The sequence below is a fragment of the Pseudonocardia sp. Ae331_Ps2 genome (genome assembly GCF_001932405.1).
Taxonomy (GTDB): domain Bacteria; phylum Actinomycetota; class Actinomycetes; order Mycobacteriales; family Pseudonocardiaceae; genus Pseudonocardia.
In genome coordinates, this window is sequence record NZ_MCIM01000001.1 from 1,154,438 (window position 1) to 1,166,072 (window position 11,635).

An 11,635-nucleotide genomic window follows, 5' to 3' on the forward strand; every position below is an offset into this window, starting at 1 on the left:
GAGGACAACCGTGAACGACCAGCCCGAACCCATGTGGACGATCGAGGACGTCTCGCGCTACCTGCGCATCCCCGTCGAAACGCTGTACCAGTGGCGCCGCAAGAAGCAGGGCCCGCCGGCCTGCAAGATGGGCAAGCACCTGCGCTACGACCCAGCAGGTGTCCGCGACTGGTTCACCGCTCACGCGGCCTGACCCGTGGGGCACGTCCAGGACCGCTGGTACCGCCCGGAGGTCGACCCCACGACCGAGAAGGTCCGCAAGGTCAAGACCTCGATCCACGGCAAGGGCCAGCGCTACAAGGTCCGCTACATCGACCCGGATGGCGTCGAACGCTCGCGCACCTTCCCCGACCGCTGCAAGAAGGAGGCTGACGACTTCCTCGTCGAGGTCGAGTCGGCCAAGCGCGAGGGCAAGTACGTCAGCGTCAGCGCAGGAAAGATCAGCTTCAAAGCTCACGCCGAGAACTGGCTGAAGGGCCAGTCGACCGACCGGGCCACCCGGGGCGCGCTCCGCAGCCGTCTCGACGCCCGCATCTACCCGTTCTTCGAGAAACGCCCGCTCAACTCGATCACACCCGCGATCGTTCGGAACTGGCTCGGAGAACTCGACGACCGCGGCTACAGCGCCAACTACCGGACCGTGCTGTTCACGATCGTCTCGTCGGTGCTCGACTCCGCCGTCGAGGAACGACTGATCACCCACAACCCGTGCAAGGCGCAGACGATCAAACGCCCGACCTCGTCGGCGAGCAACATCGTCATCTGGCCTCGCACACGGCTCAACGCGATCGAGCAGCACATCAGCGACCGATTCCGGCTCGCCGTGATCATCGGAGCGGGTTGTGGTCTGCGCCAGGGCGAGATCCTGGGACTCAGCACCGAGGACATCGACCGCGACTCCATGGTCGTCCATGTCCGCCGTCAGATCCGGATGGTCGAACGACGAATCGTGTTCGCGCTTCCCAAGGGCGGAAAGACGCGTGTCGTCCCGCTGTCCGGCGCGGTCCTCGACCACATCACCGCGCACCTGGACGGCTTCCCGCCATCAACGATCACGTTGCCGTGGGATAACCCCGACGGGGAGCCGGTCACCACCGACCTACTGATCACCGGGGAAGACGGCCGTCTCTACAGCGGAGTCCTCTTCAACAAGGTCGTCTGGCAGGGCGCCTTCCGGTCCGCCGGCCTCGTCTACCGCAAGCGTGCCGACGGGATGCACGCACTGCGCCACTTCTACGCCTCGACCCTGCTCTCGCAGGGCGTGTCCGTCAAAGAGCTGGCGGCCTACCTCGGCCACAGCGACCCTGGCTTCACACTGCGGACGTACACCCACCTCGTGCCGTCCAGCTACGAGCGCGCCCGTGCCGCCATCGACGGGGTCCTCGGTCGTTCGTCGTCGACCTCGGACGGCCCCGAGACGGCCTGATCATGGTCGCCCCGGGGTCCGCAGCAGGGCTCAGGGCCCCGTACACCTCACTTGAGCAGCGAACGCGCCATCACCATGCGCTGGATCTGGTTGGTGCCCTCGTAGATCTGCGTGATCTTCGCGTCGCGCATCATGCGCTCGGCCGGGAAGTCACGGGTGTAGCCCGCGCCGCCGAGCAGCTGGACGGCGTCGGTGGTCACCTGCATCGCGGTGTCGGAGGCGAAGCACTTGGCGGCCGAGGAGATGAAGCCGAGTCCGGGCTCGTCGCGCTCGGCGCGCGAGGCGGCGACGTAGCAGAGCTGGCGGGCGGCCTCGACCTTCATCGCCATGTCGGCGAGCATGAACTGCAGGCCCTGGAACTCGGCCAGGTGCTTGCCGAACTGCTTGCGCTCCTTCATGTACTGCGTCGCGACGTCGAGCGCGCCCTGGGCGATGCCGACGGCCTGCGAGCCGATGGTCGGACGCGTGTGGTCCAGGGTGCGCAGCGCGGTCTTGAATCCGGTGCCCTCGGCACCGATGATCCGGTCCGCCGGGATGCGGGCGTCCTCGAAGTGGATCTCACGGGTGGGCGAGCCGTGGATGCCGAGCTTGCGCTCCTTGGTCCCGACGACGAAGCCCGGGTCGTCGGAGTGCACCACGAACGCCGAGATCCCGTTGGCCTTCTTCTCCGGGTCGGTCACCGCCATGACCGTGTACCAGGTCGACTCGCCGGCGTTGGAGATCCAGCACTTGGTGCCGTTGAGCACCCACTCGTCGCCGTCGCGGCGGGCGCGGGTCTTCATCGACGCGGCGTCGGAGCCGGCCTCGCGCTCGGACAGCGCGTAGCTCACCATGGCCTCGCCGGAGGCGACCGACGGGAGAACCTGCTTCTTCAGCTCGTCCGAGGCCGACAGCAGGATCGGGGTCAGCCCGAGCCCGTTGACCCCCGGGATCAGCGACGACGACGCGCAGACCCGCGCGACCTCCTCGATCACGATGCAGCCGGCGAGCTCGTCGGCGCCCTGGCCGCCGTACTCCTCGGGGATGATCACGGCCTGGAAACCGGCCTTGACCAGCGCGTCGCGCGCCTCGACGGGGTACCGGCCCTGCTCGTCGACCTCGGCGGCGTGCGGGGCGATCTCCTTCTCCGCCAGGTCCCGGACCGCCTCGCGGAGGGCCATGTGCTCGTCGCTGAGCCGGTAGCTGTCGAACTCGCTGTTCATACCGCCCATGCTAACGGCACTCCGTGCCACAGGCCAGGGGACCTTGCTACCCTCCGTGCCATGGCGACCAGCACGCGGCGCGGGCGTTCCCCCGAGGGGCGCGCCGAGGTGCGGAGGGACCTGGTCGCGGCGGCCGCGCGGCTGTTCACCGAACGCGGCTACGACGACACCACGGTGGACGACATCGCCGCCGCCGCGGGCGTCGGCCGCCGGACCTTCTTCCGCTACTTCCGCGGCAAGGAGGACGCGCTGTCCCCCGACCACGAGCGCGGGCTGGCCCGGATCAGCGAGGTGTTCGACGGCGCGCACCCCGACGAGCCGCTGCCGTCGCTGGCACTGCGTGCCGCGGAGACGGTGTTCGAGCTCTACACCGAGGACCCCGAGGTCGCCCGGCTGCGGTTCGCGCTGGTCGGCTCGGTGCCGGCGCTGCGCGACCGCGAGGCCGCGTCGGTGCACCACTACCGGCGGCTGTTCACCCGCGAGCTCACCGCGCGCCTCGGCGACCGCCCCGACGGCGAGCTGCGCGCCGCGGTGACGGCCGCGGCACTGGTCGCGGCGCACAACCAGGCGTTGCGCCGCTGGCTGGTCGACGGCGCGCGCGACGCCGACCTGCCCGGCGCCGTCGACCACTTCCGGCGGGTCGCGCCGATGCTGCCGCTGGAGGACGCGGACGAGCCGGCCGCGGCGCCCGACCTGGAGGACGTGACCCGGCGCCTGGAACGCGCGGCACGGACCCTGGAGCGGGAGTCGACCCGGCGGACGGGCTGAGCGGCCGCCGGGGCCCGCGATCGCGCGCCGGCCGGGAGTGCGCGGTCACCAGCACCCGCCCCGCAGTACCGCCACGTCGAGCACCACACCGGCGGCGCACGCCCCGGGGCATCGCCGTGGGGACCGGTCACGCCCGGACCAGGTCCGGACTCGGTGGTCCGACCCGCCGCCGGGCGGCCGCGACGACGGCCAGGGCGAGCCCGCCGGTCAGCACGGCCAGCAGTCCGACGGCACCCCAGGTGAGCCCGTCCGGGTGCACCAGCGGCTGCCCCCGCAACGCCTGCCACGTCGTGATCGCGAAGACACCGGTCACCCCGAGCACGGACACTCCCGTGAGTCGGGCCCGCACTCCCGGGTCCCGCAGCCAGACCACCCGGGCCGCCGCGAACCCCAGCGCCGACGCGAACAGCACCAGCACCTGGATCGCATGCAGGCCGACGAAGTGCGGCACCCGCAGGTCGCCCCCGGTGACGCTCCAGTTCGTCAGGGGCATGCCACCTCCGTCGGGCGTCCCCACCCCGTGCGCACCCGCGAGGGTGACCGGGCGGCCGTACGCGTCGGGCACCGTCCGGCTCGGACCGGCACCGGCGATCCCGAACGCGACCGCCATCCCGCCCGTCGCGAGCAGCAGCCCGGCCCGCAGCGCCCGGGTCAGCGCGACGTCGCCGACCCGCTGGAACAACAGCATCACCGCGATCACCAGGCTGACCCCGAACAGTCCGACGACACCGCTGGAGAAGACCTGTTGACCGATCGCGTTGACCGGGTCGGTGTTCTGGTTGAAGTGGCTGTAGGTGCCCCGCGCCGCGGCGAGGACGATGAACCCGACGTCGACGACGCCGGTGGCGGCGAACGCCGTACCGAGCCACCACATCGTGCGGCGGGCCCGCGGCAGCATCGGGACGAGTGCGCCGAGCGTCAGACCGTAGACGGCGAACGAGACGCCGAACTTCAGCGGCTTGGCCCAGACGGACTCAGCGAGCAGGGTGCGGTCGTCGACGACGAGGCCGACCGCGGCGACCGCGGCGACGGCGGCCATCAGAACGGACATGACGAGCAGTGGCCGGTGCCAGGACGGCGGTTGCGGCTCGGTGGTGTGGCGCACGGATCCCCCTCGGCCGGCACGGTGTGTGCCGTGTCACCGAGCGTGTCGGAGCCCGTAGCCGGTCTCATCGGGGACCACCCCGAACCCGGGCCGGGGTAGCCGATCCGGGACCCCGGGAGTGTCGATCCGGACGAACCCCGGACATGCGTGATCCCCGGGCCGCACCGGGAGTGCGTCGACCGAACCGGACAGCGTTCGGACCCGGGGATCACGGGTGACCGTCGGGAACTCGCCGGCACCACACCGGCTTCCACGACCGCCTCTCCGACGGGTTCTCCCCGCCGGAGCAGAACGTGGTGCTAGCTGACGGCCACCTCACGTGTCCTGCTGTAGCTCATCTGCTGGACCACCTCCTCTCCCGTGTGCCCACACCGTACGCACGGGGTCCAGCGGCCCGCCACCGCAATTTCAGCGGCTCTCGCGGGCGGTCACGCGCAGCGCCGCGTCCTTGTCCAGGACGCTGCGTTCGAGGTCGGCCTGGAACTCCACCATCGCCTGCCGGAGCCGCTCGTCGCCGGCGCCGAGGATGCGTACCGCGAGCAGCCCGGCGTTGCGCGCGTTGCCGACCGCGACGGTCGCCACCGGCACACCGGCGGGCATCTGCACGATCGACAGCAGCGAGTCCAGACCGTCGAGGTACTTCAGCGGCACGGGCACGCCGATGACCGGCAGCGGCGTCGCGGCGGCGACCATGCCGGGCAGGTGCGCGGCGCCGCCCGCCCCGGCGACGATCGCCTGCAGGCCGCGGTCGGCGGCCGAGGCGGCGTAGTCGAGCATCCGCTGCGGAGTGCGGTGCGCGGAGTAGACGCCCACCTCCCACGGCACGCCGAACTCGTCGAGCGCGGCGCCCGCGGCGCCCATCACCGGCCAGTCGGAGTCGCTGCCCATGATCACGCCCACGCGCGGGGAGCCGGTCTGCGTCATCGAGGTCCTTCCGGGGAGTGCGGGGAGCGGGGATCACCGGTGTGGGCGGACCAGCCGTCCGCCCACGTCGCGGTGGCGAGCCACCCCGCGGCGAGCTCCGCGCGGGTGCGCACGTCGCTCTCGTCGCGACCGAGGATCGTCACGTGGCCGATCTTGCGCGCCGGGCGGCCGTCCTTCGCGTAGAGGTGCACCTTCGCCTCGGGGAAGCGCGCGAAGCAGTGGTGCAGCCGCTCGTCCATGCCCATCGCGGGCTCCTGCGCCGCGCCGAGCACGTTCGCCATCACCGCGACCGGGGCGACCGAGGCGGTCGAGCCGAGCGGGTAGTCCAGCACCGCGCGCAGGTGCTGCTCGAACTGCGAGGTGACCGAGCCCTCGATCGTCCAGTGACCCGAGTTGTGCGGGCGCATCGCCAGCTCGTTCACGACGACCTCGCCGGGCGCGGTCTCGAACAGCTCGACCGTCATCAGCCCGACGACGCCGAGCTCGGCCGCGATCCGCAGTGCCAGCTCCTGGATCCGCGCGGCGTGGTCCGGGTCGAGCCCGGGGGCGGGCGAGGTGACCCGGGCGCACTGGCCGTCGACCTGCAGGGTCTCGACGACCGGCCACGCGGCGGCCTGGCCGAAGGGCGAGCGGGCGACGCTCGCGGCCAGCTCCCGGGTCATCGGGACCGCCGACTCGACGAGCAGCGGGGTGCCGGCGTCGAGCAGGTCGGCGACCAGCCGCTCGGTGTCGTCGCCACCGGCGCGCAGGAACCAGACCCCGCGGCCGTCGTAGCCGCCGCGGGTGGCCTTGAGCACGACCGGCCAGCCGTGTTCGGCCCCGAAGGCGGCGACGTCGCCGGGCGCGGCCACCTCGGCGAACGCCGGCACCGGCAGGCCCATCTCCGACAGCCGTCGGCGCATCACCAGCTTGTCCTGCGCGTGCACCAGCGCCGAGGGCGGCGGCCGCAGCGGCACCCCGGCCTCGGCGAGCGGGACCAGCACCTCCTGCGGGACGCCCTCGTGGTCGAACGTGACGGCCGAACAGCCCGTCGCGAGCTCCCGCAGCGCGGCGGCGTCGTCGGGGTCGCCGAGGACCACGTCCGGCGTCACCCGGGCCGCCGGGTCGGTCGGCGACCCGGCCAGCACCCGCAGCGTCTGCCCCAGCGCGACGGCGGCCTGGGCGGTCATCCGGGCCAGCTGGCCACCGCCGACCATGCCGACGACGGGCAGGGCGGTCTTCTGCGCGTCAACCCTCTCCACGAGACCGGGAGCCTAATCTGGCACGATCGATCCCGTGACGGTGGTGGAGGCGACGCTCGCCAGGATCCCCCAGCCGTACCGCGACAAGGCGATCAAACACCGTGAGCTGATCAAGTTCCTGATGGTCGGCGGCAGCACCTGGGTCATCGACACGGTGGTGTTCCTGGTGCTGAAGGCCACGGTGCTGGCCGACAAGCCGGTGACCGCCAAGGTGATCGCGGTGCTGGTGGCGACGATGGTGTCCTACGTGCTGAACCGCGAATGGTCCTTCCGGACCCGCGGCGGGCGGGAGCGGCACCACGAGGCCCTCCTGTTCTTCGTGATCAGCGGGATCGGGGTCGCGGTGTACTCGGCACCGCTGTGGGTCTCGCGCTACGTCTTCGAGCTGCAGGTGCCGTTCGTCTCGCTGGTCGCCCAGGAGTCCGCGGACTTCGTGGCCGGGCAGATCGTCGGCACCCTGGTCGGGATGGCCTTCCGCTGGTGGGCCTTCCGCCGGTTCGTGTGGCCGGACCAGTTCGTGCGGCGTCAGCCCCCGCCCGCCCCGGTGGACCAGGAGCCGCGCCCCTAACGGGGTCCGGTCCGGTCCGGGACCGGCGCGGCGGCGGCGACGTCGTCGGTGCGCGCCGCTGGCAGGTACAGCCGGAACACCGGCGGCCGGGCCCGCGACAGCTCCAGCCGCCCGCCGTCGGCCTCGACCAGCGTCCGGGCCAGCGCGAGCCCCAGACCGGTCGAGGACTGCGCGGAGATGCCGCGGTCGAACACGTGCGGGACCAGGTCCTCCGGGACCCCCGGGCCGGTGTCGGACACCTCGACCAGCAGCGCGTTCTCGCCCTCCCGGGCCGCGATCGTGACGGTGCCCTCACCGTGCTGCAGGGCGTTGTCGACCAGCACCCCGATCGCCTCGCGCAGCCGGGCCGCGGTGACCCGCGCGAGCAGCCCCTCGGGCACCCGCACCCTGAGCGACCGGCCGGCCGCGGTGAGCGGACCGCGCCACTCCCGCTCGGCGTCGGCGACGGCCTCGGCCAGGTCGACCGGCTCGGCCCCGACCGCCCGTGCGGCGCGGGCGGACTCCAGCAGGTCGTCGAGGACGGCGGTGAGCCGCTCGGTCTGCTCCAGTGCCGCGTTGGCCTCGCGGCGGGCGTCCGGGTCGGGGTGGCAGGCCAGCTCGTCGAGGCGCAGCTGCAGCGCGGTGATCCGGCTGCGCAGCTGGTGGGACACGTCCCCGACCAGCGACCGTTCGCGGTGCAGCAGCTGGGACAGCGCGGTCGCCGAGGAGTCCAGCACCTCCGAGACCCGGTCGAGCTCGGCGATGTCGTAGCGGGCCGGGGACCGGCGGAAGTCGCCCGCCCCGAGGCGGGCGGCACGGGCCGCGAGGTCACGCAGCGGGTCGGACAGCCGGCGGGCGGTGTACACCGCGACCCCGGTGCCGACGGTGACGGAGAACCCGACCAGCAGCACGACGACCGCCACCACCTGGGTCTGCTGGGAGCGCATCACCGAGGTCGGCTGGGACAGCTCCATGATCCCGCCGGGCCCGAACGGCAGCGACTCGGTCACCGGCTCGTCGACCCGGTCCACGCCGTAGACGATCGGGGCGGAGTCCGGCGGCACGACGACCAGCCGCGAGTTCGGCGGGATCGCCGCCTCCACCAGCTGTTGCGACTGCGGCCCGGGGCCGTACTCCTCGACGGTCTCGGTGACCTGCTCCAGGCGCTGGGTCAGCTCGGCACGGGTGAAGTCCTCGACGAGCTGCCAGGTCGCGAGCGCGAGCGGACCGCCCAGGAACAGCGCGGTCAGCGCCACCGTCAGCAGGGTGGAGATCAGGATCCGGCGGCGCACGGCGACCTCAGTCCGAGTTGTACCGGAAGCCGACGCCCCGGACGGTGGCGATCCGCTTCTCGCCGCCGATCTTGCGGCGCAGCCACGACATGTGCATGTCCAGCGTCTTCGACGACTTCATGTCCGCGTCGCCCCAGACCGCGTGCAGGATCTCCTCACGCGTCACGACCTGACCGGCGTGGATCATCAGCACCCGCAGCAGCTCGAACTCCTTGTTGGCCAGCGAGACCTCCTCGCCGTCGAGCAGGACACGGCGGCCGGACAGCTCCATCCGCAGCCCGTCCACCTCGACGACGTCCTGGGTGCGGCGGCGCAGCAGCGCCCGCACCCGGGCCAGCAGCTCGGCCAGCCGGAACGGCTTGGACACGTAGTCGTCGGCGCCGGCGTCGAGCCCCACGACGAAGTCGACCTCGTCGGTACGGGCGGTGAGCATGAGGACCGGCAGGTCCGGCAGGGTCGCGCGGACCCGCCGGCAGACCTCCAGGCCGTCCATCCCGGGCAGCCCGAGGTCGAGCACGAGCAGGTCGACCTGGGCACGCGTGACGCGGTCGACGGCGCCCACGCCGTCGGCGACGACGTCGACGTCGTACCCCTCGCGCTGCAGGGCCCGCGACAGCGGCTCGGCGATCGCCGCGTCGTCCTCGGCCAGAACCACTGTGGTCATTTCACCGAGCATAGGGCTCCGGGCCCCGGGCACGGTGGCGGTGCGAGCTGGCATGCTCGCCCAACGTGAACCCCGAGCGATGCGTGCCCGCCGAACCCGGTGACCTGGATCTCGCCCTGCGCCTGGCGGACCTCGCCGACGCGATCACGCTGCCCCGGTTCCGGGCCGCCGACCTGCGGGTGGAGCGCAAGCCGGACCGGACCCCGGTGACCGACGCCGACACCGCCGCCGAGGACGCGATCCGGGCCGCGCTGGGTCATGAGCGCCCGGGCGACGCGATCCTCGGCGAGGAGCGCGGCGGGTCCACCGACACCGCGCACGGCCGCGGCTGGGTGATCGACCCGATCGACGGGACGAAGAACTTCTCCCGCGGGGTGCCCGCGTGGGCGACCCTGATCGCGCTCGTCGTCGACGGCGTGCCGACGGTGGGTGTGGTGAGCGCGCCGGCGCTGCACCGCCGCTGGTGGGGCTCGGCGGGGGCCGGGGCCTGGGCGCGCGACCTGCCGTCGGGGACGCCGAAGCGGATCGCGGTGTCGGGGGTGGCCGACGTCGCCGACGCCTACGTGTCGACCACCAACACCGAGACCTTCCGCACCGACCCGTCCCCGGCGTCGCGGGAGGGTTGGATCGCGCTGACCGAGGCCTGCTGGGAGTCCCGTGCGTTCGGGGACTTCTGGCAGCACGTGCTCGTCGCCGAGGGGGTCGTCGACGTCGCGGTCGAGCCCGCGGCGAACCCGTGGGACCTGGCCGCGCCGGCAGCCGTCGTCGCCGAGGCCGGCGGGCGGCTGACCGACCTGGCCGGGAACCCGACCTGGTCCGGGGGGCACGGCCTGACCAGCAACGGGCTGCTGCACGACGCGGTGCTGGGAGTGCTGCGCGGCTGAGCCCGAGCGGGTGCCCGCGGTCAGGCCGACAGCGCCGTGACCACCCGCGACGGCGACGGCCGGCCCAGGTGCCCGGCCATCCACACGCTGGTGTCGACCAGCTTCGCCAGGTCGGCGCCGTGGTCGATGCCGAGCCCGTCGAGCATCCACACCAGGTCCTCGGTGGCGAGGTTGCCGGTCGCGGACCCGGCGTAGGGGCAGCCGCCCAGGCCGCCCGCGCTGGCGTCGACGGTGGTCACGCCGTGCCGCAGCGCGGCGAGGGTGTTGGCCAGCGCCTGGCCGTAGGTGTCGTGGAAGTGCACCGCGAGCCGTTCGACGCCGACCCCGCGGGCGATGCAGGCGTCGAGCACCGCGCCGACGTGCGCCGGGGTGGCGACGCCGATCGTGTCGCCGAGGGAGAGCTGGTCGCAGCCCATCTCCATCAGCCGGGCCCCGACGGCGGCGGCCTGGTCCGGGTCGACGCCGCCCTCCCACGGGTCGCCGAACACCATCGACACGTAGGCGCGCACCCGCAGGCCCTCGCGCACCGCGCGGGTGACGGTGGGCTCGAACATCGCGAACTGCTCGTCGAGCGTGCGGTTGAGGTTGCGCTTCGCGAACGTCTCGGTGGCCGAGGCGAACACCGCGACGTGGTCGCAGCCCGCCTCGATCGCACGGTCCAGGCCGCGCTCGTTCGGGGTGAGCACCGGGTAGTCGAGGCCGGCGCGGCGGTCGAGCACGGCCAGCAGGTCGGCGGCATCGGCGAGCTGGGGCACCCACCTCGGGTGCACGAAGCTGGTCGCCTCCAGCGTGCGCAGGCCCGCGTCGGCGAGCCGGTCGAGGAACTCGGCCTTCACCGCGACCGGGAGGACGGTCTTCTCGTTCTGCAGCCCGTCGCGGGGGCCGACCTCGTAGATCTCGACGCGTTCCGGGAGCGCAGGGTCGCGCACCGTCGTGGGTAGACCGTTGCTCACAGGGACGCCCTCTCTCGCTGCGGTGCGGGAGCCTCCATCCTGCCCCGCACGGCCGCGTCGGCGTGAGCGCGGCGGGCCGTGTGCTCGCTCGCCTTCTCGTGGCTGCGGCGCCGCTCGGCGAGCAGACCGATCTCGCGGTGCAGCCGGGCCTGGACCCGTTCCACGCCCGCGACGTCGGTGAACCGCAGCCGCTCCCCGGCGACGTCGAGCAGCAGGGTGCCGTGGCCGAACAGCCGTCCCGCGGCGCCGGTCCGGACGCGGACCGAGTCGATGCGGTCGATGGGCACGTCGAGACCGTCGCGGACGAGCAGCCCCTCCCGGACGAGGAACCGCCGGTCGGTGACGACCAGCAGGGTGGCGCGCCAGCGCGCGATCGGCAGCAGCGTCCAGCGCACCGCGACGAGCGCGGCGAGCACCCCGAGCACGAGCCAGGCCCACGGTGCCCACGGCTGCAGCCGGACAACGGCGGCGCCGAACCCGGCGGCGGCGCTCACCCCGACCAGCACCGCGGCCGGGCGCAGACCCAGCCGCCAGTGCGGGTGCCCGAGCAGCACGACGCGCTCGCCCTCGTCGAGAACCCGGTCCAGTGCCCGGTCCAGAGCGCTGTCGGGGGACGCCATGTCCCCACG

The 11,635-nt window shown here is 73.1% G+C and carries 13 protein-coding genes; 5 read left to right on the forward strand and 8 right to left on the reverse strand.

From position 1 onward, the window contains the following. Nucleotides 1-10: 10 nt before the first annotated feature. Nucleotides 11-193, forward strand: a complete 183-nt coding sequence (locus tag Ae331Ps2_RS05390) for a helix-turn-helix domain-containing protein (protein ID WP_075298826.1) — start codon at nt 11-13, stop codon at nt 191-193. Nucleotides 194-196: 3 nt separating this feature from the next. Then, entirely contained in the window at nt 197-1,426 is a 1,230-nt protein-coding gene (locus Ae331Ps2_RS05395) for a site-specific integrase (protein ID WP_075310320.1), read from the forward strand. 47 nt (nt 1,427-1,473) lie between these two features. Here the strand turns inward: Ae331Ps2_RS05395 and Ae331Ps2_RS05400 are convergent, their stop codons facing one another. After that, the gene (locus Ae331Ps2_RS05400) at nt 1,474-2,628 is read right to left on the reverse strand and encodes an acyl-CoA dehydrogenase (RefSeq protein WP_075310318.1); all 1,155 of its coding nucleotides are present in this window, start codon (nt 2,626-2,628) and stop codon (nt 1,474-1,476) included. Between the two features lie 60 nt (nt 2,629-2,688). On the opposite strand from Ae331Ps2_RS05400, the gene Ae331Ps2_RS05405 reads away from it, so the two are divergent. Beyond that, entirely contained in the window at nt 2,689-3,396 is a 708-nt protein-coding gene (locus Ae331Ps2_RS05405; RefSeq protein ID WP_075310316.1) for a TetR family transcriptional regulator, read from the forward strand. Between the two features lie 127 nt (nt 3,397-3,523). Here Ae331Ps2_RS05405 and Ae331Ps2_RS05410 read toward each other — a convergent pair whose 3' ends face one another. The 3 genes from Ae331Ps2_RS05410 to Ae331Ps2_RS05420 all read right to left on the reverse strand — a co-directional run bounded on the left by Ae331Ps2_RS05410 (nt 3,524) and on the right by Ae331Ps2_RS05420 (nt 6,666). Then, nucleotides 3,524-4,447, reverse strand: a complete 924-nt coding sequence (locus Ae331Ps2_RS05410; protein ID WP_075312810.1) for a hypothetical protein — start codon at nt 4,445-4,447, stop codon at nt 3,524-3,526. A gap of 462 nt (nt 4,448-4,909) precedes the next feature. Then, complete coding sequence (gene purE / locus Ae331Ps2_RS05415; RefSeq protein ID WP_020625222.1) at nt 4,910-5,425, reverse strand: 5-(carboxyamino)imidazole ribonucleotide mutase; 516 nt, start codon at nt 5,423-5,425, stop codon at nt 4,910-4,912. Next, on the reverse strand, nt 5,422-6,666 hold the full coding sequence (locus Ae331Ps2_RS05420) for a 5-(carboxyamino)imidazole ribonucleotide synthase (RefSeq protein ID WP_255407942.1): 1,245 nt from the start codon (nt 6,664-6,666) through the stop codon (nt 5,422-5,424). The genes purE and Ae331Ps2_RS05420 overlap by 4 nt, the downstream gene beginning before the upstream one ends. Nucleotides 6,667-6,700: 34 nt before the next feature. Between Ae331Ps2_RS05420 and Ae331Ps2_RS05425 the strand changes: the two genes are divergently transcribed. Beyond that, nucleotides 6,701-7,234, forward strand: coding sequence for a GtrA family protein (locus Ae331Ps2_RS05425; protein ID WP_020625224.1), 534 nt, complete (start codon nt 6,701-6,703; stop codon nt 7,232-7,234). Here the strand turns inward: Ae331Ps2_RS05425 and Ae331Ps2_RS05430 are convergent. After that, complete coding sequence (locus Ae331Ps2_RS05430) at nt 7,231-8,505, reverse strand: HAMP domain-containing sensor histidine kinase (RefSeq protein WP_075310314.1); 1,275 nt, start codon at nt 8,503-8,505, stop codon at nt 7,231-7,233. The two genes, Ae331Ps2_RS05425 and Ae331Ps2_RS05430, sit on opposite strands and share 4 nt — an antisense overlap. A 7-nt stretch (nt 8,506-8,512) precedes the next feature. Beyond that, the gene (locus tag Ae331Ps2_RS05435; protein WP_043279754.1) at nt 8,513-9,169 is read right to left on the reverse strand and encodes a response regulator transcription factor; all 657 of its coding nucleotides are present in this window, start codon (nt 9,167-9,169) and stop codon (nt 8,513-8,515) included. A 65-nt stretch (nt 9,170-9,234) separates the two neighbouring features. Between Ae331Ps2_RS05435 and Ae331Ps2_RS05440 the strand changes: the two genes are divergently transcribed. Then, entirely contained in the window at nt 9,235-10,053 is an 819-nt protein-coding gene (locus Ae331Ps2_RS05440) for an inositol monophosphatase family protein (RefSeq protein WP_051050249.1), read from the forward strand. 20 nt (nt 10,054-10,073) lie between these two features. On the opposite strand, the gene Ae331Ps2_RS05445 is transcribed toward Ae331Ps2_RS05440, so the two are convergent. Both Ae331Ps2_RS05445 and Ae331Ps2_RS05450 read right to left on the reverse strand, forming a co-directional pair. Beyond that, on the reverse strand, nt 10,074-10,982 hold the full coding sequence (locus Ae331Ps2_RS05445) for a hydroxymethylglutaryl-CoA lyase (protein WP_233147660.1): 909 nt from the start codon (nt 10,980-10,982) through the stop codon (nt 10,074-10,076). 20 nt (nt 10,983-11,002) lie between these two features. Then, nucleotides 11,003-11,626, reverse strand: coding sequence for a PH domain-containing protein (locus Ae331Ps2_RS05450; RefSeq protein WP_075310310.1), 624 nt, complete (start codon nt 11,624-11,626; stop codon nt 11,003-11,005). Between the last annotated feature and the right edge of the window lie 9 nt (nt 11,627-11,635).

Coding starts and splice junctions, on each gene's coding strand:
- Ae331Ps2_RS05400 (WP_075310318.1), bottom strand. CDS start 2,628: ATGAACAGCGAGTTCGACAGCTACCGGCTCAGCGACGAGCACATGGCC.
- Ae331Ps2_RS05405 (WP_075310316.1), top strand. CDS start 2,689: ATGGCGACCAGCACGCGGCGCGGGCGTTCCCCCGAGGGGCGCGCCGAG.
- Ae331Ps2_RS05410 (WP_075312810.1), bottom strand. CDS start 4,447: ATGTCCGTTCTGATGGCCGCCGTCGCCGCGGTCGCCGCGGTCGGCCTC.
- purE (WP_020625222.1), bottom strand. CDS start 5,425: ATGACGCAGACCGGCTCCCCGCGCGTGGGCGTGATCATGGGCAGCGAC.
- Ae331Ps2_RS05435 (WP_043279754.1), bottom strand. CDS start 9,169: ATGACCACAGTGGTTCTGGCCGAGGACGACGCGGCGATCGCCGAGCCG.
- Ae331Ps2_RS05450 (WP_075310310.1), bottom strand. CDS start 11,626: ATGGCGTCCCCCGACAGCGCTCTGGACCGGGCACTGGACCGGGTTCTC.